The sequence below is a fragment of the Paenibacillus dakarensis genome, assembly GCF_001373415.1.
Classification (GTDB): Bacteria; Bacillota; Bacilli; order Paenibacillales; family Paenibacillaceae; genus Paenibacillus_AQ; species Paenibacillus_AQ dakarensis.
On the sequence record NZ_CDSE01000022.1, the window covers coordinates 1 to 25,495 of the forward strand.

General features: G+C 45.9%; 23 protein-coding genes. 15 read left to right on the forward strand and 8 right to left on the reverse strand.

Features of this window, described 5'->3' with window-relative positions:
• Positions 1-308: 308 nt before the first annotated feature.
• On the reverse strand, positions 309-704 hold the full coding sequence (locus tag BN1234_RS06050; RefSeq protein WP_054955764.1) for a DUF2871 domain-containing protein: 396 nt from the start codon (positions 702-704) through the stop codon (positions 309-311).
• Positions 705-1,249: 545 nt separating this feature from the next.
• On the opposite strand from BN1234_RS06050, the gene BN1234_RS06055 reads away from it, so the two are divergent.
• Positions 1,250-2,326, forward strand: coding sequence for a GIY-YIG nuclease family protein (locus tag BN1234_RS06055; RefSeq protein ID WP_503121316.1), 1,077 nt, complete (start codon positions 1,250-1,252; stop codon positions 2,324-2,326).
• Here BN1234_RS06055 and BN1234_RS06060 read toward each other — a convergent pair.
• Positions 2,323-3,024, reverse strand: a complete 702-nt coding sequence (locus BN1234_RS06060) for a DUF421 domain-containing protein (protein ID WP_054955766.1) — start codon at positions 3,022-3,024, stop codon at positions 2,323-2,325. The genes BN1234_RS06055 and BN1234_RS06060 overlap by 4 nt on opposite strands.
• Before the next feature lie 269 nt (positions 3,025-3,293).
• Between BN1234_RS06060 and BN1234_RS06065 the strand changes: the two genes are divergently transcribed.
• Positions 3,294-4,463 carry an MGDG synthase family glycosyltransferase gene (locus tag BN1234_RS06065; protein ID WP_054955767.1) on the forward strand — a complete coding sequence of 390 codons (1,170 nt, stop codon included), beginning with the start codon at positions 3,294-3,296 and terminating at the stop codon, positions 4,461-4,463.
• Positions 4,464-4,522: 59 nt separating this feature from the next.
• On the opposite strand, the gene BN1234_RS06070 is transcribed toward BN1234_RS06065, so the two are convergent.
• From BN1234_RS06070 to BN1234_RS06095, 6 genes are all read right to left on the reverse strand, one after another.
• Positions 4,523-5,353, reverse strand: a complete 831-nt coding sequence (locus BN1234_RS06070) for a lipase family protein (protein ID WP_245640107.1) — start codon at positions 5,351-5,353, stop codon at positions 4,523-4,525.
• Between the two features lie 179 nt (positions 5,354-5,532).
• Positions 5,533-5,811, reverse strand: coding sequence for a YxcD family protein (locus BN1234_RS06075; protein ID WP_054955768.1), 279 nt, complete (start codon positions 5,809-5,811; stop codon positions 5,533-5,535).
• Positions 5,812-5,814: 3 nt separating this feature from the next.
• Positions 5,815-6,240: a hypothetical protein gene (locus BN1234_RS06080; RefSeq protein ID WP_054955769.1), complete on the reverse strand. Its 426-nt coding sequence runs from the start codon at positions 6,238-6,240 to the stop codon at positions 5,815-5,817.
• Between the two features lie 97 nt (positions 6,241-6,337).
• Positions 6,338-6,889: a PadR family transcriptional regulator gene (locus BN1234_RS06085; protein WP_054955847.1), complete on the reverse strand. Its 552-nt coding sequence runs from the start codon at positions 6,887-6,889 to the stop codon at positions 6,338-6,340.
• Between the two features lie 181 nt (positions 6,890-7,070).
• A complete protein-coding gene (locus BN1234_RS06090; RefSeq protein WP_054955770.1) occupies positions 7,071-7,643 on the reverse strand; it encodes a beta-class carbonic anhydrase in 573 nt (190 codons plus the stop codon).
• A 38-nt stretch (positions 7,644-7,681) separates the two neighbouring features.
• Positions 7,682-8,011, reverse strand: coding sequence for an iron-sulfur cluster biosynthesis family protein (locus tag BN1234_RS06095; protein ID WP_054955771.1), 330 nt, complete (start codon positions 8,009-8,011; stop codon positions 7,682-7,684).
• Between the two features lie 128 nt (positions 8,012-8,139).
• Between BN1234_RS06095 and BN1234_RS06100 the strand changes: the two genes are divergently transcribed.
• The 13 genes from BN1234_RS06100 (at position 8,140) to BN1234_RS06160 (ending at position 25,479) form a co-directional block, all read left to right on the forward strand.
• Entirely contained in the window at positions 8,140-9,657 is a 1,518-nt protein-coding gene (locus BN1234_RS06100; protein WP_054955772.1) for a carboxypeptidase M32, read from the forward strand.
• Positions 9,658-9,836: 179 nt separating this feature from the next.
• Positions 9,837-10,841, forward strand: coding sequence for an ABC transporter substrate-binding protein (locus tag BN1234_RS06105; RefSeq protein WP_054955773.1), 1,005 nt, complete (start codon positions 9,837-9,839; stop codon positions 10,839-10,841).
• A 40-nt stretch (positions 10,842-10,881) separates the two neighbouring features.
• Positions 10,882-11,658, forward strand: a complete 777-nt coding sequence (locus tag BN1234_RS06110; protein ID WP_054955774.1) for an ABC transporter ATP-binding protein — start codon at positions 10,882-10,884, stop codon at positions 11,656-11,658.
• Between the two features lie 84 nt (positions 11,659-11,742).
• Positions 11,743-12,507, forward strand: a complete 765-nt coding sequence (locus BN1234_RS06115) for an ABC transporter permease (protein WP_370733791.1) — start codon at positions 11,743-11,745, stop codon at positions 12,505-12,507.
• Positions 12,508-12,608: 101 nt separating this feature from the next.
• Positions 12,609-13,589, forward strand: coding sequence for an aromatic acid exporter family protein (locus BN1234_RS06120; RefSeq protein WP_054955776.1), 981 nt, complete (start codon positions 12,609-12,611; stop codon positions 13,587-13,589).
• A 153-nt stretch (positions 13,590-13,742) separates the two neighbouring features.
• The gene (locus BN1234_RS06125) at positions 13,743-14,306 is read left to right on the forward strand and encodes an outer spore coat protein CotE (protein ID WP_054955777.1); all 564 of its coding nucleotides are present in this window, start codon (positions 13,743-13,745) and stop codon (positions 14,304-14,306) included.
• Between the two features lie 172 nt (positions 14,307-14,478).
• Positions 14,479-15,714, forward strand: a complete 1,236-nt coding sequence (locus BN1234_RS06130) for a putative amidoligase domain-containing protein (RefSeq protein ID WP_245640108.1) — start codon at positions 14,479-14,481, stop codon at positions 15,712-15,714.
• Positions 15,715-15,772: 58 nt separating this feature from the next.
• Complete coding sequence (mutS, locus tag BN1234_RS06135) at positions 15,773-18,556, forward strand: DNA mismatch repair protein MutS (RefSeq protein WP_054955779.1); 2,784 nt, start codon at positions 15,773-15,775, stop codon at positions 18,554-18,556.
• Between the two features lie 22 nt (positions 18,557-18,578).
• The gene (gene mutL, locus BN1234_RS06140; RefSeq protein ID WP_054955780.1) at positions 18,579-20,603 is read left to right on the forward strand and encodes a DNA mismatch repair endonuclease MutL; all 2,025 of its coding nucleotides are present in this window, start codon (positions 18,579-18,581) and stop codon (positions 20,601-20,603) included.
• An 18-nt stretch (positions 20,604-20,621) separates the two neighbouring features.
• Entirely contained in the window at positions 20,622-21,407 is a 786-nt protein-coding gene (locus tag BN1234_RS06145) for a class I SAM-dependent methyltransferase (RefSeq protein WP_054955781.1), read from the forward strand.
• Positions 21,391-22,371 carry a tRNA (adenosine(37)-N6)-dimethylallyltransferase MiaA gene (gene miaA, locus BN1234_RS06150; protein WP_054955782.1) on the forward strand — a complete coding sequence of 327 codons (981 nt, stop codon included), beginning with the start codon at positions 21,391-21,393 and terminating at the stop codon, positions 22,369-22,371. The genes BN1234_RS06145 and miaA overlap by 17 nt, the downstream gene beginning before the upstream one ends.
• 19 nt (positions 22,372-22,390) lie before the next feature.
• Positions 22,391-22,627 carry an RNA chaperone Hfq gene (gene hfq, locus BN1234_RS06155; RefSeq protein WP_054955783.1) on the forward strand — a complete coding sequence of 79 codons (237 nt, stop codon included), beginning with the start codon at positions 22,391-22,393 and terminating at the stop codon, positions 22,625-22,627.
• Between the two features lie 146 nt (positions 22,628-22,773).
• A complete protein-coding gene (locus BN1234_RS06160; RefSeq protein ID WP_054955784.1) occupies positions 22,774-25,479 on the forward strand; it encodes a PBP1A family penicillin-binding protein in 2,706 nt (901 codons plus the stop codon).
• Positions 25,480-25,495 lie beyond the last annotated feature (16 nt).

Genomic DNA, 25,495 nt, shown 5'->3' on the forward strand with positions numbered 1-25,495 from the left:
AAATCACTACCGCCAATAAAACAAATAGCCAATAAAACCAGTCAGTATACATCATAATATTACTTCCACCATCCGAACCTAGTATCCATTAGTATCTATCAGAAGACTAATCATATCACGAAATGGACGACTTATCGACAAAAAATACTCGGATTTACTTCCTAAACGAGAGTGTGGCGATAAAAGAAGAAAACTGCAGCTAAAGTGTAGATATATAGCAAAAAACCGCTGGAATACTAAACGGCATCTCCAATAGTAGATCTATTCTACCCATTGAGAGCTTCCGTTTTCCAGCGGTTTTTTTATTACTATTTAATACGCTTGCCTAGAAGAATCAGCAGCCAGATGATACCGGCACCCAGGATCGCATGACCAAGTCCGGCGATATGAGGCAGGAAGCTGATGTCTTCTTCATTTAACTGCAGCATTCCACGTGCAGTCATCGCACCAATCGTGATGAGGAGACCGGCATTGTAGATGATGTACCAGGCACCAAATGACTTAGCCTCATGAACATGAAACAGCTTGGCTAGTACCAGAACCATGATAAAGAATATGAATCCGAGAACAAGAATGTGGGTGTGAAGCGCTGTAAGTACCGTTCTTCCGGTAAAATCACTGAATTTAGTAATTTCACGATAGAAGATACCTGCAATCAGCCCCAGTACCGCATAAAAAAATGAAGTGTAGTATAGTTTTTTCATCGTTCACATCTCCTTTTTTAACACTAGATATCTTATCATTTATCTTTAAAATATCATGTGAATAAGAACACAATGTGAACGGAAGATTACAACCACGAAATGTCTCATCATAGACTTACGCATTTATCCAGGGAATTGGAACTATGTACAAATAATTTACTATTTATATAATAAAGTAAATACATCCAATTTTAAGTAAAAAAGGAGAAATGTTTGTGTCCAAATGGAGCTATCCCTTATCCGGCAAGATGATTAAGCGCTCAATGAGCTTGTCGAAGGCAGCTCGGTGAAACGCCGCGCCGGTCACTATCGTGATATTACAAGCCGGATGGGAGTAGATATTACGGATGAGAAAGTTGACACTCTTGGTATGAAGCCATTTTAATAGTCTAAAAGAATGATAGAGGTCCGTTCCTGCGCAGATCTGTGCTGCGCGGGGATGGACTTTTTTGTTAAGCCTATTATAACGATGACATATCCCTTACAATAGATAGAGAATAACGGAATGCACAAGGGAGGGAGTTCCTATCACAATACAAGAACAAATAAGCAAGCTTCCATCCACGCCGGGTATTTATTTGATGAAGGATTCTCTAGGCGGCATTCTGTATGTCGGTAAATCAAAAAACTTGAAAAAGAGAGTTCAATCCTATTTTACAAATTCCAAATCACATGCCCCCAAAATAAAAAAGCTTGTTCATCATGTGAGGAAGATCGAGCATATAGCAACAGACACTGAATTTGAAGCTTTAATGCTGGAATGTAACACCATTCAGGCGATGAAGCCAATGTATAACCGAAAGATGAAAAATCCGTTGGCCTATTCTTATTTGGTAATTCGTTATGTGAATGGGCTGCGGCGAATCGGGATTACGAACAATCCTACTATGGAAAACGGGAATCAAATATATGGGCCTTATACTTCAAGCAAACATGCTCTTGAACATGCGGTTCATGGGATTATGGAATGTTTCCAGATGGAATGTAATCAGTCATCTGCTGCCAAATCTCCATGCTTGAATTATTCGATTGGACGGTGTTTTGGGGTGTGCCTCGGCGGAGAAGCAGTTCATATTTATAATAGGATCATGGACCGCTTCATCGGCTTACTGGACGGAACGGATCGAAGTTTATATGAAGAAATGGAGCAGAGAATGATGCTTGCTGCTGAACAATATGATTTTGAAAAAGCCGCCAAGTATCGGGATTATATGGAGTCCGCTAAATTTCTCTTGAAGAAGGAAGAAGTGATCGGATTTACTATAGAGAGTCGTAATATCGTCCTGGCTGAACAAATAGATGATGAGATGATAAAGATTTTTCTGATTAAGCGGGATAACATATTGGCGTCTTGCAAGTTTAATTTGCAGTATATCAGCGCTGAACAGCTCCGGAGCGAGGTCAAGTCACTGATGCAAAGTTATTTTACAGTTCAAGACGCTGCCGTCCGAAATAAGGTCACACGCGATGAGATTGACCGGGCTCAAATTATTTATAGCTATCTTCAGAACAGCGGCAGTCAGCACGTGACTATCCATGACGAATGGCTGCACTCTAAGGATTCATCGGAGCTGGATCAGGTGCTTCTTCAATTTCTAAGACCAATTCCGGCCATTTATTAAGGCTCTGTATAGACCTGTACATCCCCACTATCTGTGATCGTTGCAAGTATGATTTTGTTAATTTGAGTGTGGGATGGTGCTAACTTTGCATACAGCCATTCCTCATCTCTGTTCATTTCTTGAAGCAGGTTAAGATCGATTTTCCCTTGGATAATGATAGGCCTTGTAATGCTGAACGGCTTAGTTTCCCATTTCAGATGCCCGGGAGTAACCGGTTGGTAAGGTGTGTCCATAAACACGGATATCGTACCGCCAGGCTCCCACAAGGCCAGGGAAACCTTTTGAATATCCTCCACCTTTTCTTTTCTCAACTCAGAGAACAAATAATCGATTGATATCTTAGCTTTCGACAGATTCTTAAAATGAATACTCCCATTCTGTACGAGAGTAACGGGCACAGGGTCAAGGAAATGTCTAAAGAGTGGCCATCTTAGGCCTAACCACGTACCTGCAATATACAACAGGATAAGGACCAGGGTGGTAATCATAGAGCCCTTTAACCCTAATTTTTCATCAGAAAGCGGGTGGGCAATGATATTGCCAAGGGTGAGTGCAATGATGAAATCAAGAAACCGTAATTGAGAAATAGAACGCTGCCCCATCAATTTTGCTACAATCATGAGAAACAAGAAGCTTATAACGGCTCTCAGGATCCATTCCATCGTGGTAAGCGACTCTTTACTGCCGAAGAAATCCAAGCCGATACTCCCTCCATTTTCGTACAATGATGAATCACAAGTTGTTGTTTCTTTAATTCGGATGTACGGAAGCTATAAGGTATAGAGTGCATCATTTGGCAACTTTTATTCGGGGAGCTGGGAAGCTTGGCGCTTGTTATCAGGGTGCTTTCCCCGTCTTAAGTCGGAGGAAGAAGCTGTACCTTGGTCTGTTTGTTAATGGGATTCGGTCCATTATGATATATGAAGAGCATTTGATGGGAAATTAAGATCACAGAGGAGGTGGTTTGATGGAAAGTTTTAAACGCGAGAAAATATTGATTTTGTCCGGCTCTCTTGGAGATGGTCATATGCATGCTGCAAAAGCTATTCTTGAGGCTTCATCTCTCTATAGCTCCAGTGTTTCTGTAAAAGTGGTTGACCTTATGGAATGGATTCATCCGCGGATGCATGTTATAGAACGTTATTGCTTCATGCAATGGGTGAAGCATTTCCCATCGCTGTATGCTTATTTATATAACAAGACACGGGCAGACAGCCTTCTTACATATCTATTAAAACAATTTCGTACATACAGCTTGCAGAGATTATGCCAATTGATTCAGGAAGTGAACCCTACCGTTCTTGTGAGTACATTTCCACCAGCTTCAGCAGCAATCTCCGTACTCAAGGAGAAAGGCTTGACTGATTTACCTGCTGTAACCGTTATTACAGATCACTCGGACCACAGTTACTGGATTCATCACCATACGGACTTATATCTGGTTGGCTCCGAAGAAATCCATATGGCTCTGCAAAAGAAAGGTGTTCCCTGCCATAAAATTGTTATTACCGGCATTCCGGTTCGCCCGTTATACAGCCAGGTTAACCGTATGAACCAGCTGCGTGATAAATTCGGCATTAATCCATCATCGTTTGTTGTACTGGTCATGGGTGGTGGCTGGGGGATGATTGATGCTCCATTCATGAAGCAGCTTCAATCATTTCCATTACCTAATGTTCAATTTATTATGATCTGCGGGCGGAATGTGAAATTGATGCATAGGATGCATGAGGAATTGGGAAGCAAAGACCATATTCAAATCAAAGGGTATGTAGAAAATGTACATGAGTGGATGGCCATTTCAGATGTACTAATCACCAAGCCCGGAGGACTGACTACATCTGAAGCGCTGGCTTCCCAAGTCCCGATGCTGCTCCTTGATCCTCAGCTGGGCCAGGAACAGGATAATGCTGAATATTTGATTCGAAAAGGCGCTGCTATGCCTTGCAATATGGAAAGCTTGCATGAGACACTTTATGAGTTGATTCACAATCCTGATATATTGTTTAGGATGAGGGGGAAGGCTGGAGATTGCAAACAGCAGGATTCAGCGATCCGAGCCGTGAACCAGATTGTTAACATTATGAAGCCCACGGGGGATGAAAGTATATCCATTTCTGCACATCAATATGCCTGACAGATTATAAACGACTCTCCATTTAGCAGCTGAAATGGAGAGTCGTTTTATTGTGCTCTTTAAACAATTTCAGCGACCGGACAAAATCCGGGGTTTTCCTCACTTAATGTTTTGGAATAAAGGGGCTGCAGCTTGGCGAGTTGAGCAAAATAGCTTCCGATGACATGATTTGCGCTGGCAGAACCGTTATTAAACGTCATGGATGCCAGCGTTTGAACATGACGGTAATAGTACTGTTGTTCTCTTTTAGGGAGCTTGTAGATAATAGGGGGGACATAAGTTACGAGGTCAGTTATGTTAGAGAACCGGTAACTCTTGATGACATGCTTATTAAACGCATAGGCGAAGTCAGGGTCACCCACCCTTGGTGAACCATAAGTGTACAGGCTTGGTGAAATGAAAGGCGTATTTGCAGCAATATCTGCTGCGCATAATGTGGCGAGGGCTGCGCCGAGGCTGTGGCCCGTTATAAACAAGGATTTATCTTGAGACATGGTTGATAATGAAGAGAAGATTCCTGCACGGGCTGAAGCGTAAATGTCTGTGAAACCACGGTGGGTGAGGGTATCCTCAAGAAGAAAATTGAATCGTTTCTGTGAAGCGATCAAATCCGAGATCCAGTCGGTTGTCGAAATAGTGCCCCGAAAAGCAATGATGATTTCTTGCGGAGACTCCAGTATAAAACCGAACCTTTCCCGAATATGGGTTATAGATTTAGCTTCAATGATATCATGGAGCTGATAATGGACCGGTACTATAAATGAGCCATCCTCATTTAAATATTGTGAATACGTCTGTCCGCATACAGCTGCTAGAAATATGGCTCGTTGTTCATGCTCATCAGCCGAATGAGCCGGCGTATTTAGTCGCATTCTGATATTTGAAGGCATAGGCTTAACCCTCCCTCATTATGGATCAATTGAGTCATTTTATGATCCATATTTTTTCTTTATGTAGAAAGAAACAGAGGTAAGCAACTATTTATCAGATGAACAATATAGATTTAAATAGGGAAGAGGCAGCTCGGGTCATCAGACTCCGAACTGCCTCTTCTCGTGGTGGATTATAATTATTGTTCTACGATCGCTATAATTTCATCTTCCAGATCTAGCCTTACTCGTTCACCGTAGGTACGAATATTATATTCGGAATACAAGTAACGAAGAATCGCTTCGATCAGGTTCGCTTCAATCAAGTACTGGCTCCGGCTGTTCACCCAGACCTCTGCTGTGAAGCCGGTATCTTCATCCCAGCTAAGTTCAACGGTTACATCTGTAGGTTTAACACCTTTGCGTTCAGCCTGATGAATGCAGACCGCATTGATGATTTCGTCCATACTTAGAATCATGGATTAGTACCGATTGTCCCGGCGCTCGTTCTCACGACGGCGATTCTTGACGGCTCGCACAACAGCCATAACAACCATAACAAGAACCCAAATGGCAATCAGGTTGATGAGAAGCCCCATGATGCTGCCGAGGAATCCCATGTTAGCGAACATGCCGCCAAACAGCATTCCTGCAATACCACCGATCATAAGACCTTTCATCAGGCTGCCGCCGCTGAAAAATCCTGGTTTCTTCGTGGCAGCAGCGTTTCCTGCAGTATTGGATTTGTTCGAAGACGACTGTACGTTATCCGATTTCTTAGGAGTGGAGCTGTAGGTTTTCGGACCGGATTTAAAGCCGCCGCCGCCTCTTCTAGCATCAACGGAATCTGGAGTAAGCACTACCAGAAACATGGTAAGAGCTACAAATATTGCGAGTATTTTTTTCATCGTGTTCTGTTGAACCTCCCAGTAAAATATAAATTTTGTGCATTAAAATGTAATACGGAAAAGCACGCGTTAGGTTTCAAAAAAAGTTTGCACATGATCAGCTGTTAGAATGTGCCTGCATATTGTGCTGTCTCAGAAGCTTCAAGACCCAGTCACACCATTTCAATTCGGTTTCGGCCATCATCAAGCCTTTAGAGGCGAGAATATAATTGCTAAATTCCTTACTGCCAAAGTGACATTCCTCTTCAGGAATCCTGTGCAAAATCTCTTCAAAATATTGCTTCTTCTCTAAGTAGATAATTCTTCGTTCCTCATAGATATCAAGCGCGATACCTATATCGGTTAGCCAAAGGCAAAATGTGCGAAGGGAAAGCTCGTCTTTCGTTACAGCAGGCGCAATCGGCATGTGCATCCATTCTTTCAACTTCTGTAAACCTGCTTCAGTAATCGCGTAAATCTTTTTGTCAGGTTTATCACTTTGCTCAACCCAGCGTGCAGATAGGAACTGCTTGTCTTCCATTTGGGAGAGAAGCGGATAAATCTGACTGTGTTTTGCTTGCCAAAATGGTTGAATACGGAGCATGAGCTCATAACCGGACGATTCTCTTCGAGCGAGCAGACCGAGCAGGCCATATGACAACGTGTTCATGATATAAGACTCCCCTTGAAACGTAATCGCGGAACTACGGATCTGTAAACCAGTGCGGTACAGGCCCGTTTGTTCAAAGTGTACACTGAAACTGTATGGTTTGACAACCTGATAGCTGTCTGACTGCATCAAAGGCACGAGCTGAAGTTCAGCTCGTGCCTTTGTTTTGACAGGTTTATTACTATTTATCATAGCCTTCAACAACAAGATCAAGCTCTCCGGTATCCGGGTCAATAACCATACCATGAACTGGAACATTAGGAGGGAGCAGAGGATGCTTTTTGATGGTATCAACTGTATGCTCTACTGCTGCTGTTACGTTATCAAAACCGCGCAGCCACTTCGACAGGCGGATTCCTGAGTTTTCAAGTGTTGACATAACCTCTTCGGAAACACCGCGTTCAATCATCTTCTGGATCATATGGTCAGCGTTTAAGGAAGCCATCCCGCATTCATAGTGACCAACAACAATAACTTCTTCGGCATTCAATTCATACAGCGCAACGAGGACACTCCGCATCACCGAACCAAAGGGCTGGGAAATAATGGCGCCCGCGTTTTTGATTACTTTCACATCGCCATTCTTAAAATTCATCGCTTTAGGAAGCAATTCTACCAGGCGAGTATCCATACAGGTAATGACGACCAATTTCTTGTCAGGGAATTTACTTGTTCTATAAGCCTCATATTCCTTACTCTCAACAAATTTCCGATTATAGTCAATAATATTGCTAAGATGTGTTGACGTTGACATGGATCGATCCCTCCTAGGATATATGGATAAGAATTAATTTAAAGTCTCGTATCTACCAATTGAATATTCGTTCCATAGGTTTGACTGCTGCTGTCCAGACGGAAAGAACTAAGGCCCGGATGAACATCTAATTTCAATGAATCTTCAAAAAATATTTCCTGCATTCGATTAATAACAAACGGGATTGAATCTCCGGCTTCTACAGGGACATCGTCCTGATCCGGTTCATCAATGATTCTCAAACCGGGTATGCCATTTACCGCACAGCCGCATCCTTCAGTGTCATATATAAGCCTGACACTTCCTTGGACACTGCCGATTTTTTCCTTGAGTTTCCTTTCTGCATCTTCGGTCAGTTGAATGATCATGGCTTTTCAGACACTCCTTTATATGTACAAATTTAAATAAATTTCTACTCAAAAGTTGATTATAAACCTTCTAAAAAGTATCATCAATAGTTAGAACACAATACATAGTTGAAAGCAGGTGACTCTTTATGGATGCACAATTCAAAGAGCGGTGGGAGCAGTTTCAGCAATTGAATCGAAAAATTGTCAGTTATTCGGAGGCTGTTGGCTTATTACACTGGGATCTGCGTACAGGAGCTCCACGAAAGGGAGTAGAAGCCCGTTCTGAAACGATTGGAATGCTCTCCACGGAGGCATTTAAGCTTCAAACGTCTACAGAGATGGGTGAATTGCTGGACTTTTTTGCACAGCCCGAGGCAGCGCAGCAGCTTGATGAAAGAAAACGTCGTTTTGTTGAGGAATGCCGAAAGGAATATAACCGCAGTAAGTTAATTCCTGCAGACAAGTATAAAGATTATACGGTTCTCGCAGCCCATTCGGAATCTAAATGGGAGGATGCTAAGGAGAACAGTGACTTTGCAGGCTTTGAGCCGTTTTTGTCCAAAATCGTTGCATTTAAGCAGGAATTCATTGATTATTGGGGTGTGAAAGACACTCGTTATGATACCTTGTTAGATATGTACGAGCCGGATATGACGGTAGAGAAGCTTAATGAGGTATTTGATCGTTTACGTGCCCGTTTAGTTCCGCTCGTAAAATCAGTGCTGGACTCACAGAATAAACCGGAAACCGGATTTTTGGACCAATTGTTTACCGATGATCAGCAGGAGAAGTTCGGAAAGTTTCTTTTGGAGCAAATGGGATATGACTTTGAAGCTGGACGCATGGATGAGAGTGTACATCCTTTCTGCACCGGTTTGAATATCGGAGATGTGCGAATTACAACGAATTATTTGCAAGATGATGTAACGAGTTCATTATTCAGCTGTTTACATGAAGGCGGACATGCGCTGTATGAGCAGAATATCGACCCTGAGCTGGTAGGCACACCGCTTGCGACAGGTACCTCGATGGGGATTCATGAATCCCAGTCGCGACTGTGGGAGAATATGATCGGACGCAGCCGTCCATTCTGGAAACGTTACTTCAAGGATTTGCAGCAGCATTTTCCGGATCAGTTCAACAATGTTGATGTAGAGGAGTTCTACCGTGCGATCAATAAGGTTGAGAATTCGCTTATCCGAACCGAATCAGACGAGCTGACCTATAACTTGCACATTATCATTCGCTATGAAATAGAGAAGATGCTGTTTAATGAAGGTCTGTCAGTAAAAGATTTGCCTGAGGTATGGAATCGCAAGTACAAAGAATACCTCGGTATTATGCCGCCTAATGATGCAATGGGTGTTCTGCAGGATGTTCACTGGGCAGGTGGTGACTTTGGATATTTTGCATCCTATTCACTTGGGAATATGTACGCCGCTCAATTCATACACACGATGCGTAAGGAGCTTCCTGAAATGGACAGCTTGATTGAGGAGGGCAATCTTGCTCCGATCAAGGAATGGCTGACAGAGAAAATACACAAGTATGGAAAAAGTGAAACGCCAGCTGAGATTATTCTTCGCGTCACTGGTGAAGAGCTGAATCCGGATTATTTGGCTGATTATCTGGAAGCGAAATATAAAGAGATTTATAAGCTATAGCTCAATACAGCATTTTGCCGAGATGCTGAAAATGGAAGAGGTATAAATATAGAAGCAGCTGCTCTGATTTATCAGAGCGGCTGCTTTTTTTGTATGGAATATCCGGGTATTTAACCAATTCCGTGTGCTGTGCATATGTTGAAAGGAACGCATGGTTAAGGGAATGGAGGTTTTTAGAAATGCGCAAAAAATGGTATGGGCTGGCTCTATCCATTCTGCTGGTATGCGGGATGGCGCTTTCCGGCTGCGGCAGCGGAAGCTCCAGCACGAAAGTAAAGGTTGGCGAGGTCACACGTTCAATTTTTTATGCTCCACAGTATGTGGCGATTGAAAAAGGATTTTTCAAGGAGGAAGGCCTGGATGTAGAGCTCCAGACGACCTTCGGCGGGGACAAAACGATGACGGCGCTGCTCTCAGGTGCAATCGATATTGCCTTGGTCGGTTCGGAAACTGCTATATATGTGTATCAGCAGGGGACCGATGATCCAGTCATCAACTTTGGTCAGTTAACTCAAACAGACGGAACGTTTCTGATGGCCCGGGATCTGCAGGGTGATTTCAACTGGGATATGCTGAAGGGGAGCATTTTTCTAGGTCAGCGTAAGGGTGGAATGCCTCAGATGGCCGGGGAATTCACACTCAATAAGAAAGGTATTAATCCAAGAACCGATCTGGAGTTAATACAAAACATCGATTTTGCGAATATTGCTTCTGCCTTCGCTTCGGGGACAGGACAATATGTACAGCTGTTCGAGCCTCAGGCATCGATTTTTGAAAAAGAAGGCAAAGGAAAGGTTGTCGCCTCATTTGGTGTGGAAAGCGGGCATTTGCCATATACGGTGTTTATGACCAAACAGAGCTATATCGGCAAGAACAAGGGTACGGTGCAGAAGTTCACGAATGCCCTGTACAAAGCACAGCAGTGGGTAGATTCGCATAGTGCGGAAGAAATTGCAGAGGCGATTATTCCTTATTTTAAAGATACGGACCGGGACATCGTTGTTTCTTCGGTAAAGCGATATAAAGAGCAAGGAACCTATGCGAGTGATCCGATACTGGATGAGGAGGAATGGGAAAATCTGCTGAATGTAATGGATCAGGCAGGCGAATTGAAAGAACGGGTGGCACCTGACAAGATCGTCGATAACAGCTTCGCAGAAAATGCCAAGCTGAGCGGAAAATAAATGTCATATATAGATCTCACGAACGAAAGGAGAGAATAAGGTGGAACCGGTGGTAGATCTTCATAATATTTCACACGTGTACGTGACCGACCGGGAAGCCCTCCTTGCTGTTGAGGGGATTCAGATGAAGGTGCTTCCTGGAGAGTTCATCAGTCTCGTGGGTCCAAGTGGCTGTGGCAAAACCACGATTCTGTCTATTATTGCAGGACTTTTAAAGCCTGCCCTTGGCGAAGTCAAGGTAAAGGGCCGGACGGTAAACGGCCCTTCTCCTGATGTAGGGTATATGCTTCAGCAGGATTATCTGTTTCCTTGGCGGACGATCATGGACAATACGCTGATTGGGCTGGAGCTGACAGGGAAGCTTACGGAGCACAGCAGGAGCCTTACAGCGGAGCTGTTGAAGGAGATGGGTCTGGAGTCCAGCGGGAGGCTATATCCGCAGCAGCTGTCCGGCGGAATGCGTCAGAGAGTAGCACTTGTCCGGACTCTTGCCACCGACCCGGAGCTGTTATTGCTGGATGAACCATTCTCAGCGCTGGATTATCAGACTAAGCTCCAGCTCGAAGACTTGATTGTCTCGACGCTTCGGGAGCGAGACAAGACAGCCATCCTGGTGACACATGATTTATCAGAGGCGATTGCGATGAGCGATAAAGTTATTCTGCTCAACCGGAATCCGGGCAGAGTTCACCGGACTTTTGAAGTGCCGGACCACATACGGAGAACGACACCATTCTACGCCCGCAATGAGATGGGGTTTAATGAACTGTTCCATGAGATATGGAGCGAGATGGAATCCATAGGCGTTAAGGAGTGAAGTGAAATGACTATTCCTGACCATACTCATAGCCACCCGGACGGTTTGGACTCCAGTTCGCTGAAAAAGATACATGAACATCATATGCGCCATAAACGCAGGATCAAGACTCGTGTGGTTATGGTACAGACCGCATTGCTTTTAGTATTGTTTGCAGTCTGGGAAATCGCTGGCCGTTTGAAATGGATCGATGTACTGTTATTCAGTTATCCCGCTAAAATATTTTCCCAGATATGGGGTGACATGATCTCGGGTGAGCTCTGGACTCACTTGGGAGTCACCGTAGGCGAGACCGCTGTCGGGTTTCTCTTAGGTACATTGGTGGGAACGCTGCTTGCTGTATTAATCTGGTGGTCCCCGTTCCTGAACAGGGTGCTCGATCCCTATATGGTTGTGTTTAACAGTATGCCGAAGGTCGCGCTTGGTCCCATATTTATTGTGATGTTTGGTGCCGGATTTACGGCGATCGTTGTAACGACATTATCGATTACGGTTATTGTAACGACATTGGTGGTTTATAACAGCTTCTCTGAGGTTGATTCCAACCTGATCAAGGTTGTGAGAACTTTTGGAGGAACAAAATCACAGGTATTTAAACGGGTCATCCTTCCGGCTTCATATCCAGCGATTGTATCGACTCTAAAGGTGAATGTCGGCATGGCTTGGGTTGGTGTCATTGTTGGGGAATTTCTTGTAGCCAAGTCAGGTCTTGGATATCTGATCATGTACGGGTTTCAAGTGTTTAATTTTACGCTCGTCTTGTCAAGTCTCTTGATCATTGCTGTTGTGGCTACTGGCATGTATCAGATGGTCGTATATATCGAGAAGAAGTTATTAAAGCATCGGTAAAGGGGGCCGGTGCCTTGTTCAGACAGAATGCGCGGCCAGGTTGTTCAGCGGGTTGAAATCGGATAACATGGGGATACGATAAATACAAGAGAGGGTTGTCCATGGGTTTCCGTATCATCAAAACTGCAATAGCTACCATGCTGGCTATATTGGTTACCGACGCACTCCATATTCCAGGGGCTACTTCGGCAGGTTTGCTTGCGATTCTGGGCGTAGATGTGACGCGAAAGCGCAGTCTGCGCTCTGTTTCGGCGCGTTTTTTTGCATCATTGCTAGGACTGTCTCTGGCGGCTGTTTTGTTCTATTTTCTCGGTTTTCATTATTGGGTGCTGGCGCTTTATATTCTTCTTGCCTTTCCAGCCATTTCAAAGGCAAATTTCAAAGAGGGGATTGTGACGAGCTCGGTTGTCGTGTTTCGCGTATTCGGAGCAGAAGAGCTAAGCTTTAATATTTTTCTTACTCAGGTAGAGCTTTTGATCATTGGACTCGGTTCGGCCATGCTTGTGAATTTGGCATACATGCCAAAGGGTGAAGGACGACTGATGCAGATACGCCGCGAAGTGGACGGGCTCTTCTCGGTCATTTTCAATCATATTTCACAAACGCTGCGCGATCCCAAGCATGTATGGGACGGCAAGGAATTGATCAAAGCGAATAAGACCGTAGAGCGGGGACTTCAAGAAAGCAAGCGGGAAATGGAAAATCAGATGCTGCAGCCCGATGTGGCTTGGAATGTGTATTTCTATATGCGTAAAGAACAGCTGGAAAACATTCAGGCAATGATGCATATTATCTCCCAGGTCTATGAAAAGCTGACTCATGGTGAATTAGCGGCTAATCTGTTCGATCAGTTGAGCAAGGATGTAGTGACCGAAGAGTATACAGGAAAGACTGAGAAACTCTTGATCGAGCTCGAGCTCATATTTAAGGAAATGGATCTTCCTCGTACACGGGAAGAGTTCGAACTTCGTTCTGCTATCTTGCAGTTATGCCGTGAGCTTGAATATTTCTTGAAAATATCGAAGAAGAACAAGGCCCCGACAAGCCCGACCAATCCTAACCGGTTAAAAGATAAAATATAGTTTTCAAGGATAAGAAACAGCCTGTTTTCTCACTTTTATAATCTTTTTCTGCTATTTTTAGCATCATATGAATTTATTTGGACCACTTCATTCAACATTCGCCCATCTCCTGCATACACATGTAGGGAAAGATTGTATGGAGGAGGTTCGAAGATGTCATTGAGCAATAAACACCAATGTAGAGAGATCATTACGAAGGCAGTCTGCGGCAAGGGTCGTAAGTTCTCTACCGTAACACATACCGTGACTCCGCCCAATAATCCGACCAGTATTTTGGGGGCTTGGATTATCAATCATCAATATGAGGCGGTTGCCGCCGGAGACGGAATTGAAGTTGTTGGTACTTACGATGTTAACATCTGGTATTCCTATGACAAAAATTCGCAGACCGATGTGGCAAAAGAAACAGTATCTTATGTAGAGCGTGTACCTCTTTCTTACCTGGATCCGAAGCACCGGGCATCAACGGTGGAAGTATCCGCGGAAGCGACCCAGGAGCCCAGCTGTGTGGAAGCAAGTGTGTCCTCCAACGGCAAAGGAGTCATTCTGCGTGTTGAGCGGGAGTACGCCGTAGAACTGGTTGCTGAGACGAAGGTTCATGTGAAGGTATGTGGTCATCAACATGGAGATTATGAAGATAAGGAATTCGAGTTCGTGGGTGGAGAAGAAGGGGATTTCGAAGATCTCGATTTTGAAGAGCTCGAGGATGAACTGTAAGTCTTTCTCGCTGGAAGTTTAGTACATCATATGCAGCGGGGGCGGCTTTGCAGAGGGCAAACGCCCTCTTTTTTTATAAATATATGGAGCATTTATTAAAGAACCTGTCTCCGGTCCCAAAAGGCTCCGAAAGGAGCTTTTCTCATTTTGTTCGAACTAAGGGGGAGTGTATGTGGCAAGAGTGCTTGATGATCTGACGAATTACAGCTTCAAGGGAACACGCTCTCCACAGATCATGGATGCAAGATTAAAACGCTCAGGTGTACCCAGCCGTATTCTTCAAATTCAGAACGAAGACGCTGTGCGCCGCTATACAGCCAGATACCAGGTAAAGGTTGATGGATTGGACTCAGCGAAGGTAACGCAGTTCCTGCGGGGAGGGATCAAGGCAAATTGGTCAGAGGAGAAGGCACAGGAAGGCGTGCTTGAAGACGGACTTCGAAAAAGATTGGTGAAAGCGGCCATCCGTGCGCTCTATGCTTTGGGAACCGATGCAGGAGAAGTAGAAATAGCGGTTTTACCCGGGCGAAGATACGCAGTGGATAAAATAAAAGTAAGATATAACGTTCAAGACAGGAACAGAGCTGAACAACACGGGGAGCCGCCGTTTTCAGGGACAGGATTAGAATCGGACATTCTGATGGGAATGGATCCCGAGTTTATTCTCGTAAGTAAACAGGGCCATATCATTCCAGCTTCCTTGTATTTAGAGCGGGGAGGGGCTGCCGGCAGTGATGCCGTACGTGAAGGAGATGAAGTAAGCTATCCTCTCGGAGAGCTGCGCCCAATGCCTCAGCCTGATCCCGATAGACTGCTTGTATCTATGCGCCAGACACTTCGGGAAGCACAGCAGCTGATTACCGATGACACCTTACAATGGAAGGCTGGCGGACTTCCGGATCCTCGCTATCCGCTTGGCGGACATCTGCACTTCAGCGGAGTGCCGCTCACCATGTCAGTTCTGCAATGCCTGGATAATTATCTGGCACTTCCCTTGGCAATCCTGGAAGATCCAGCCGGACGTGGACGTCGTCCCCGTTACGGATTTCTTGGCGATTATCGAAGACAGCCATACGGCGGGTTTGAATACCGGACTCTCCCAAGCTTCCTGGTGTCTCCATTAATCACTAAAGCCTCCCTCTATATCGCATACCTGATCATTATGCATCACAGCAAGCTCCGGGCAAGACCGCTTAACCATGAAAGGTATCATAAAGCATATTATGAAGGGAATCCGGCAGTGTTAAGAGAGGCAGCGTTGAAACTGCATCAGGATTTGACCCTGCTGCCCGAGTATGGCACATACAGCAGGGTGATCGATCAGCTTTTTGAGTATATCCGGGAAGGGCGGACATGGGATGAATCCCGCGATATTCGGCCTCTTTGGAATATTCCGGCCATGCCGTGACCTTCTATTTTTTTCTGTTATAATAGAGGTCAAGCTAGAAACGGCATGGAGGTAACTCATGGCTAAATATACGCCTATGATAGAACAATATTTACGTGTTAAGGAACAAGCGCAGGATGCGTTTCTTTTTTTCCGTTTAGGAGATTTTTACGAGATGTTCTTCGATGATGCGATCCTCGCATCCAAAGAACTGGAGATTACGCTGACCGGTCGTGAAGGCGGCGGCGCTGAGAAAATTCCGATGTGCGGCGTACCGTACCATTCAGCAGAAGGCTATATCCAGCGGCTGATCGAGAAAGGTTACAAGGTAGCCATCTGCGAACAAATGGAGGATGCATCGGCTACGAAAGGTATGGTAAGGCGAGAAATTGTTCGCGTTGTGACACCGGGTACCATTATGGACGGAAAGGTGGTCCATGAGAAATCAAATAACTACATGGTATGTATAACAGACCATGGCGGTTTGACGGCACTTGCCGCGTGCGATTTATCAACGGGTGAGCTGTACGTAACTTCGGTTCCTGCATCCGAAGAATGGCTTCGTGATGAAATCGGTATTTATGAGCCGTCCGAAGTGATTGGTGACAGTAGCCTGCTGGAGGCGGTATCAGCACATTCGGCGCATTTAAGCCGCCCCGTACTTTATACGCCTTGGGAACGGCGGGATGACAATCTGGTTCGTGATCAGTTTGGGGAAGCGGCTTGGGCACGACTCGATGAAGAAAGAAGAGTGTGTGTATCCCTATTGATCGGATATCTTAGCGAGACACAGAAACGCTCTTTAGGCCAGCTAACGCAGATTTCTTCATATGAGCCGGGTCAATATATGGTTCTCGATCCATTTACCCGGCGTAATCTGGAACTTGTGGAAACGGTTCGGGAGCGCTCGAAGAAAGGCTCTCTTCTGTGGCTTCTTGATCGAACCGAGACATCTATGGGCGCACGGTTATTGAGACGACGGATTGACAAGCCCCTGCTTCAGCGAAGCCGAATTGAGGAACGGCTGGAGGCTGTTGACCATTTGTACAATCAATTCATTCTTCGTGAAGATTTACGGATGGCTCTCAAGGAGATTTATGACCTGGAACGGCTTGTCGGCAGAATTGCGTTCGGAAGCGCGAACGGCAGGGATTTAAACGCGCTGAAGTTATCCTTGCGTCAAGTCCCTACGCTCAAGGCTTTATGTGCAGAATCGGGTTCTGTTACACTGCAGAATCTGGCAAATGCTACAGATGTGTGTGATGACTTGTGTGCCCTTATAGAAGATGCGATCGTCGATGAACCGCCTGTATCTGTGCGAGATGGCGGCATTATCAAGCCGGGATATCATGAGCATCTTGATGAGCTGAGAGAAGCGAGCACGAACGGCAAGCGCTGGATCGCTGAACTGGAAGCAAGAGAGCGGAACGCTACAGGAATTAAGTCGCTTAAGATCGGCTATAACAAGGTGTTTGGCTATTATATTGAGATTACGAAATCGAACCTGTCCTCCCTGCCGGAAGGCAGATATGAGCGAAAGCAGACACTGGCCAATGCGGAGAGATACGTCACCCCGGAACTGAAAGAGAAGGAAGGATTAATCCTTGAAGCCCAAGACAAGATGGTGGATCTGGAATATTCTCTTTTTACAGAGCTGCGGGAAAAGCTGAATACACAGATTGCAAGACTTCAGAAGCTTGCTGAGAAGATTGCAGAAATGGATGTGTATCAGTCGCTTGCGGCTGTCAGCGCTGAGCACCGGTTTGTTAAGCCAGAACTGAGCGAAGGTTATGATCTGATCGTTGAAGGCGGCCGTCATCCGGTGGTTGAGGCTGTCATGAAGGAAACATCGTTTATAGCGAACGCAACAGAGCTGAAGAAGGACGGTTCCTCGATTCTGCTAATCACAGGGCCTAACATGGCTGGAAAGAGCACATACATGCGCCAAGTGGCGCTGGTATCGATTTTGGCTCAAATCGGCTGCTTTGTTCCTGCAGATCTGGCAGTACTTCCTTTAGTAGACCGGATATTCACCCGGATTGGTGCAGCGGATGACTTAATCGGCGGACAGAGCACGTTTATGGTAGAGATGGCAGACATTCAGGTCATGACGGAAAAAGCAACTCCACGAAGCTTGATTATCATTGATGAATTAGGCCGTGGAACATCGACAAGTGAAGGTATGGCAATTGCCCAAGCTGTCATCGAATACGTTCATGATCATATTGGCTGCAAGGCACTCGTCTCAACTCACTTCCACGAGCTTGCCCACCTTCAGAACAGCTTGCCTGGACTTAAAAATTACTCCATGGCAGTGCAGGAAAGCGGAGATAAGGTCCATTTTCTGCGTAAGCTAATCCCGGGTGCAGCAGACAGCAGCTATGGCATTTACTGTGCCCGGTTGGCAGGACTGCCTGGCAGTATAACCGAGAGAGCTTACGGGCTTCTCCAAGGGCTGGAGCAGGCGTCTATGGTTGCTGTAACCGGTGAAGGGGGTGGAGCTGCATTAGCTCCGTCATCATCGCTCAAGGCGAATCCGGCTAACATAACGCTCCATGAAAGCTCTGAGAATTTAGTGATGCGGGTTGCAGACAACTCTCACACGGAGCCACAGCCTGGTAATGATGCTGCGACACAAAATGGGGACGAGGTTGTACAATTATCTATTTTTGGAGATGAAGAGCCGAAGAAGGATCATTCCTTATCCACGAAAAAGGCCGATAACTCTGCAGGCGCTTCAAGTTATGCTCCGGAGGTCATGCAGATTATTGAGACAGTCAAATCAGTGGATGTAATGAACATGACACCTCTTCAGGCAATGCAGCTGTTAAACGAACTGAAAATGAAGACATATCAAATATAAATCGTTAAACGGAGGTAGGAATATGGCTAAAATACACATATTGGACGAGCATATCGCCAACCAGATTGCAGCTGGTGAAGTGGTGGAAAGGCCTGCCTCCGTCGTTAAAGAGCTGGTGGAGAATGCAATTGATGCAGGCAGCACGAAGATTGATGTTGCTGTGGAGGAAGGCGGACTGCAGACGATTCGGGTTACTGACAATGGTTCCGGTATCGATCCGGAGGATTGTGAGGCGGCTTTCTACCGTCATGCCACAAGCAAAATTTCTCAAGGTCGTGATCTGTTTCATATTACCAGTCTGGGATTCCGGGGCGAGGCTCTTCCTTCGATTGCATCTGTATCCAAGGTCCGTCTTGTTACTTCCAGTGCAGCAGACGGCAGGGGAAAAGTGCTCGAGATCGAAGGCGGAAATCTAAAAGTGAATGAAGATACAGCCGCTCCTCAAGGGACAGATTTTCTGGTTAAGGAATTGTTTTACAATACACCGGCAAGGCTGAAATATATGAAGACGATACAGACGGAACTCGGCCACATTTCGGATTATATGTACCGATTGGCGTTATCCCATCCTAATATCGCTTTTACGCTTCGCCATAATGGCAATACACTGCTTCAGACGCTTGGCAATGGTGACCTGCTTCAGGTTATCGCAGCGGTCTACGGTACTCAGGCAGCGAAAGCCATGATGCCGATTAAAGCAGAGAATATGGATTACACTCTGACCGGTTATATCAGTAAGCCTGATTGGACGCGGGCGAACCGGAATGCGATGTCGTTTATTATCAATGGCCGTTACATCCGCAGCTATGGCCTAAGCCAGGCCGTACTGCGCGGCTATCATACTCTGCTGCCGATTAACCGGTTCCCGCTGACGGTTATGCAGCTGAATATGCACCCGTCACTCGTTGATGTGAACGTCCATCCTTCCAAACTGGAAGTACGGTTTAGTAAAGAGCCTGAGCTTTACGCCTTTGCTGAAGAGGAAATACGCAAGGTACTTATGCAGGAGGTACTTATTCCCCGTCCTGTGAAGGAAAGCATAGGCAAGGAAGGGAATGCATTCATTCAGGAGCAATTTCATTTCTCCAGAAACAGCACAAATGCCTCTCGCAACCAAGTCTCAGCTCCTCCTGCTAAAGAAGGTATGACTGCGGCTCCTACCTATTCGGCTGCTAAAGATAGCTTTGGTGAAGGTAACAGTGCAGCAGCTCAAGTGAACATGACTGCAGCACCTCAAGTCCGGCCTTCTGAGGGATCAGGAAATGCATCAAGTACTTCAGTACCATATCGTAATAGTGATCGTGGTACTGCATCCGGTGGCGGATCGTTTCAAATGAGTGAAGCGGCTGGGGCGGCTTATCGTCCAGGTTCCCGTCCTGATTACAGGCAGGGACAGGCTCAGAGTAGACCTGCTATGACTAAGGAGTGGCTGCAGGCTGCCGGAGGAGATGCACCGGAAATCCCGCCGTTTCCGGAGCTGACCATCATTGGTCAGCATCATGGTACTTACCTGATTGCCCAAAACGATACGGGGCTTTATCTGATCGACCAGCATGCTGCACACGAGCGGATTAATTACGAATATTATTACGAAAAATTCGGGAAACCAGCGGATGCTTCACAAGAGCTGCTGCTTCCCATTACACTTGAATTCACGCCTTCCGAATCTGAAAAGGTGAAGGAACGATTGCATTGGTTCGAGCAAGTAGGCGTGTATTTAGAGCACTTTGGCGGTCAGACATTTTTGGTTCGATCCCATCCGTTCTGGTTCCCTAAAGGTGACGAGAAGGAACTGATTGAAGAGATGGCCGAATGGGTGCTGAGCGAGCGAAACATTGACCTGTCGAAGCTGAGGGAGGCCTCATCCATCATGTGTTCCTGCAAAGCTTCTATCAAAGCGAATCAAAAGCTTACATCAGCTGAATCGGAGACATTAATTGAACGTCTTGCCGCTTGCCGGCAGCCGTATACTTGTCCGCACGGCCGACCAATCGTTGTTTCCTTCTCGACTTATGATCTTGAAAAAATGTTCAAACGCGTCATGTAATGCAGCAAGGAGGAAACTATGATTATTACTACAGGAGAGGCGGAGGCGCCTGCTCTCGTTGAAAGGGCTAAGTTATTAGCCGAAGAGGTGGGCTGCGATTATGTAACCCGCGGTGGCCAGTCGCTTCGGCGCCTTGGCTTAAAGACCGGAGAAAAGGATATATTGGTAGTGCTTGATGGCCATGTACGACTGGGAGGCCCTGGACGGGAAGTCCTTGAGTTTCATCCAAGTATGGGATACGTTCGGCTAAAACGTGTGCTCCGGGGTGATCCTGATCCAATGATCGATGCCACGAGAATGGAAGAAGGAGATTCAGTCCTGGACTGCACAGCCGGTCTTGGAGCGGATTCCCTTGTATTCTCCATCAAGGGTGGGGCTTCAGGACGTGTTACAGCACTTGAAAGCTCTTTTCCACTCTACGTGTTCCTAAAAGAAGGACTGCGTTCATATACAAGTAACCTTCAAGCAAGTGATGAAGCTATGCGAAGAATAAATGTAGTTCATGGTCATCATTTGGATTATTTAAGGACCATGCCGGATAAGAGCGTAGATATTGTTTATTTTGACCCGATGTTTCGTGAACCGTTAACGGAATCTGCATCGATTAATCCGCTGCGCCATTATGCGAACGGTGAGGCGCTCGATGAAGAGAGTGTCCGGGAAGCGGTAAGGGTAGCCCGTAAAACGGTTGTATTGAAAGAGAAGCGGGGCAGTAAGGAGTTCTCACGTCTGGGCTTTTCCGTTCCTGAACGGGGCCAGTCGAAAATAGCATACGGAGTGATATCCATTGACAGAAACCACTAAACCGAGGCTTCTCGTTCTGATTGGTCCGACAGCCGTAGGTAAGACAAAAATGAGCATTGAGCTTGCGAAGTCCTTCGGGTGTGAAATTATATCGGGTGATTCCATGCAGGTCTATCGTGGAATGGATATCGGTACAGCGAAAATTTCCAAGGATGAGATGGAAGGAATTCCTCATCATCTGATTGATATTCATGAACCGGATTATCCTTATTCCGTAGCTGAATTTCAGGAACAAACAGGCCGCTTGATTAACGATATTACTAACCGTGGTCATTTGCCATTTATTGTGGGAGGAACCGGACTTTATATCGAATCGGTATGCTATGGCTTCAGATTCAGTGAAACAGGTGCAGACGAGGAGTTCAGGGAAGAGCAGTTTAAATATGCCGAGGAGCATGGAGCTGAAGCATTGCACAGGAAGTTGGCAGAAGTTGACCCGGAAAGTGCTGAGCGCCTGCATCCAAATGATCTTAGACGGGTGGTCCGGGCGTTGGAAATATTTCACTTGACGGGAACCCCCCATTCGGCACAGTTAGCCGCACAGAAGAAGGAATCTCCTTACCATCTTTGTCTGGTCGGTTTGACAATGGACAGGCAAATGCTATATAACCGTATTGAAGAGCGCATTGATTTGATGCTGCAGCAGGGACTTGTTGATGAAGTTACCAGTTTGATGGATAAGGGGTATGCTCCGGGCCTCGTATCGATGCAAGGGCTGGGTTATAAAGAAATCGTATCGTATCTTCAAGGCAAATACAGCTATGAGGAAGCCGTAGAACTGCTGAAGCGGGATACTCGTCGATTCGCGAAACGCCAGCTGTCATGGTTCCGTCATATGAAGGACATTGAGTGGGTGGATGTCACCGACTCTGAAAATTTTTCTGCTAGTTATAAAAAGATACATGATATAATAGCAGGAAAGTTACTATCAAATATTGAATATAATTCAAAAAAAACTAATTGAACCATTGGGGGTACGGCTAATGAACAAGTCCATAAACATCCAAGATACGTTCTTGAACCAACTGCGCAAAGAGAACATTCCAGCCACGGTATACCTGACTAACGGCTTTCAGATTCGTGGAACAATCAAAGCATTTGATAATTTCACGATTGTGATCGATAGTGATGGACGCCAGCAAATGGTATACAAACATGCCATCTCTACGTTCATGCCGCAGCGCAATGTTTCCCTGATGCAGGACAACGGCAGCGAGTAACAAAAGGCTATTTTTGGCAAGAGTGATTTATTTGAAACTTTTCTGTGTATAATTCGTTTAGTTGTATAGGAGTGCGAAGGAGCAACCTGAGAAGGTTGTTCTTTTCTTTCCGAGATATAAAATGAAAGGGAGTCAGGAGGGGAACTATGGCTGACAAAGATAGAAATCAGATGTCCAGGGTAAATAGAAACCAAGAAACCCCTAAGACATCTCAAAAGTCGAAAAAGAAGAAAAAAGGCAGAGGTAAACGTATCGGGTGGGCATTGTTCTTCACTGCGGTAATCGCTATATTTGTTGCGCTTGCTGGCTATTTGTTTATAATGATCAGCGGTGAGAAGCTGCTGGAGGAGAATAGAGATAAGCTCACAGCTCATGGAGCCTCGAAGGTATATGATCGAAACGGAACTTTGTTGGGTGAGTTATCTATTCAGAAGAGTGAACCGGTGAAAATTGACGATATACCGGAGCAGCTTAAAAATGCTTTTATTGCTACAGAGGATAAAAGGTTTTATGAACACAGCGGCGTAGATATCTGGTCGATCGGACGCGCAGCTGTAAAAGATATCATGGCGCGTTCCATGGTTGAGGGCGGAAGTACGATTACACAGCAGCTTGCGAAAAATATCTTCCTGACACGGGACAAGACATTTTTCCGTAAAGCAACAGAAGTTTCAATTGCACTTGCACTCGAGCGGAACCATACAAAAGATCAAATATTAGAAATGTATCTGAACCGAATTAACTTTGGTGGTCAGTATTACGGTATCAAGGCTGCATCCCAACGTTATTTCGGCAAGAGTGATCTGAATAAGTTGGAATTGTGGGAAATGGCGACACTCGCAGCAATGCCGAAGGGGCCTTCCAAATACAATCCGCTGAAGAATCCGGAGCTTAGTAAAGAGCGTCGTGCTGTTGTCTTATCATTGATGGAGGATCAGGGCTACATTACAGCCAAGGAGGCTGCGGAAGCGAAAAAGGTGGATTACACCTATGAGCCTCCTGCAAAACAGCAGAAGTATACCGCGTTTATCGACTATGTCATGGAAGAAGCGGAAGAGAAGTGGGGTCTCACTGAGGATGACGTAAACATCGGCGGTTATCAAATTTATACCACGATGGACGTGAATGCTCAGGAAGCGGTTGAAGCCGAATTTAATAACCCGGACAACTTTGAAAAGGGCTCTGGAGATGTAATCATCCAGGGATCTATGGTTATTATGAACCAACACACAGGCGGAATTGTAGCGATGACCGGGGGACGTGAGTATCAACGAGGCGGGTTTAACCGGGCTACAGACAGCCGTCGTCAGCCGGGATCCGCACTTAAGCCGATTTCAGTTTATGCCCCGGCACTTGAATCGGACGGCCAATATAACAAGGATTCCAGATTGAGCAATCAGAAGCAATGCTTTGGCTCTTACTGTCCTAATAACCTGCACGGATATTCGGATACGGTTAGTATGCAGGATGCCATTCAGAAATCTGAAAACATTCCTGCGGTGTGGCTTCTGAACAAGATCGGTGTGAAAACCGGTTATGAATTTGTTAAGAAGATGGGAATTCGCGTCGCTGAAGAGGATAAGAACTTGAGTCTTGCGCTGGGTGGTATGAGCAAAGGAACCAATACGTTTGAAATGACGCAAGCTTTTGGAGCCTTTGCTAACGGCGGCGAACTGAATCAAGCTTTTGCGATCAAGCAGATTATCGATCCTAGCGGCAAAGTTATACACGAGAATAAAGGCAATGACGGTAAACGAGTTATGTCTGCTGAGACAGCAGCAGAGATGACGGACATGATGCAGCGAGTTGTACAGGACGGAACAGGGCGTAATGCCAGAATCAGCCGTCCGGTTGCCGGTAAGACAGGGACAACTCAAAGTGGATTTGAGGGAGTTAGCGGCGTGCGTGATGTCTGGTTTGCCGGATATACGCCTGAGCTTACGGCTACTGTCTGGCTTGGATACGATGAACCTAAGCGTGATCGTATGATGCGTCAGAGCAGTCCGATGGCAGCAGCATTGTGGGGCAAGGTTATGGAGAAAGCCGTAAAGGGTTATGAAGCGAAGAACTTCCCGACGGTTGAAGCTCCACCTGTAGTAGAAGAGGAACCGCCTAAGGTAGAGCTAGAAGCGGTGAGAAACCTGACAGGTTCTTATGACGCTCAGAACCAGACGGTGAACTTGAACTGGAGTGCGGTCGATGGAGAGGGAATTGTATACCATGTGTACCGTAAAGAGTCTTCCGAAGCAGAATATACTCGTATCCTTGATGCCGTAGCTGACACATCGGCGGATGATATAAGTGCCATGGAAGGTTTAACCTACAGTTATTATGTAACGGCCTATGATCCTGCTCAAGATATAGAAACAGGACCTTCCAATACGATTCAGATCGTTACTGCCGGAGCGGCTCCTCCTGAAGAGGAACCTGAGGAAGAGCCGGAGGACAATGTAGAGCCTGCTCCACCAGTGGAAGAGCCGGATAGTGGTGAAGAGCCGGATCAAAATCCAGGGAATGGCCAAGGAAATGGTCAGGGCAGCGGCGGCCAGAATCAAGGTTCAGGTAATGGCAATGGTTCAGGCAGTGACGATGGAACGAATGAAGAAGAAGATCAAGGTCAAGGCACTGGTCAAGGTGGAACTCAAGGCAACGGCCAGGGTAGCGGACAGGGCGGCGGCCAAGGAAATGGCAATGGCAATGGCGGCCAAAGTGGCGGCGGCAGTTCGGATACCGGAACAGGTGGTGAGTCAGGTGGTACTGGCGGCGAAACGACAGTGCCTGGAACGACCTCCCCCGGGGACGGTGAGACTGTTGACCCGACAGCCACTCAGGAAAATCAAGAGAATGATTAGTTGATTCTATGATCAA

Excerpts from the sequence above, each read along its gene's own strand:
- hfq (WP_054955783.1), top strand. The coding sequence starts at position 22,391 with ATGAACAAGTCCATAAACATCCAAGATACGTTCTTGAACCAACTGCGC.
- BN1234_RS06070 (WP_245640107.1), bottom strand. The coding sequence starts at position 5,353 with ATGCCTTCAAATATCAGAATGCGACTAAATACGCCGGCTCATTCGGCT.
- BN1234_RS06115 (WP_370733791.1), top strand. The coding sequence starts at position 11,743 with ATGCGCCATAAACGCAGGATCAAGACTCGTGTGGTTATGGTACAGACC.
- BN1234_RS06075 (WP_054955768.1), bottom strand. The coding sequence starts at position 5,811 with ATGATTCTAAGTATGGACGAAATCATCAATGCGGTCTGCATTCATCAG.
- BN1234_RS06120 (WP_054955776.1), top strand. The coding sequence starts at position 12,609 with ATGGGTTTCCGTATCATCAAAACTGCAATAGCTACCATGCTGGCTATA.
- BN1234_RS06085 (WP_054955847.1), bottom strand. The coding sequence starts at position 6,889 with ATGAACACGTTGTCATATGGCCTGCTCGGTCTGCTCGCTCGAAGAGAA.
- BN1234_RS06100 (WP_054955772.1), top strand. The coding sequence starts at position 8,140 with ATGGATGCACAATTCAAAGAGCGGTGGGAGCAGTTTCAGCAATTGAAT.
- BN1234_RS06125 (WP_054955777.1), top strand. The coding sequence starts at position 13,743 with ATGTCATTGAGCAATAAACACCAATGTAGAGAGATCATTACGAAGGCA.
- BN1234_RS06105 (WP_054955773.1), top strand. The coding sequence starts at position 9,837 with ATGCGCAAAAAATGGTATGGGCTGGCTCTATCCATTCTGCTGGTATGC.
- BN1234_RS06080 (WP_054955769.1), bottom strand. The coding sequence starts at position 6,240 with ATGAAAAAAATACTCGCAATATTTGTAGCTCTTACCATGTTTCTGGTA.
- BN1234_RS06050 (WP_054955764.1), bottom strand. The coding sequence starts at position 704 with ATGAAAAAACTATACTACACTTCATTTTTTTATGCGGTACTGGGGCTG.
- mutS (WP_054955779.1), top strand. The coding sequence starts at position 15,773 with ATGGCTAAATATACGCCTATGATAGAACAATATTTACGTGTTAAGGAA.
- mutL (WP_054955780.1), top strand. The coding sequence starts at position 18,579 with ATGGCTAAAATACACATATTGGACGAGCATATCGCCAACCAGATTGCA.
- BN1234_RS06095 (WP_054955771.1), bottom strand. The coding sequence starts at position 8,011 with ATGATCATTCAACTGACCGAAGATGCAGAAAGGAAACTCAAGGAAAAA.
- BN1234_RS06065 (WP_054955767.1), top strand. The coding sequence starts at position 3,294 with ATGGAAAGTTTTAAACGCGAGAAAATATTGATTTTGTCCGGCTCTCTT.
- BN1234_RS06145 (WP_054955781.1), top strand. The coding sequence starts at position 20,622 with ATGATTATTACTACAGGAGAGGCGGAGGCGCCTGCTCTCGTTGAAAGG.
- BN1234_RS06090 (WP_054955770.1), bottom strand. The coding sequence starts at position 7,643 with ATGTCAACGTCAACACATCTTAGCAATATTATTGACTATAATCGGAAA.
- BN1234_RS06160 (WP_054955784.1), top strand. The coding sequence starts at position 22,774 with ATGGCTGACAAAGATAGAAATCAGATGTCCAGGGTAAATAGAAACCAA.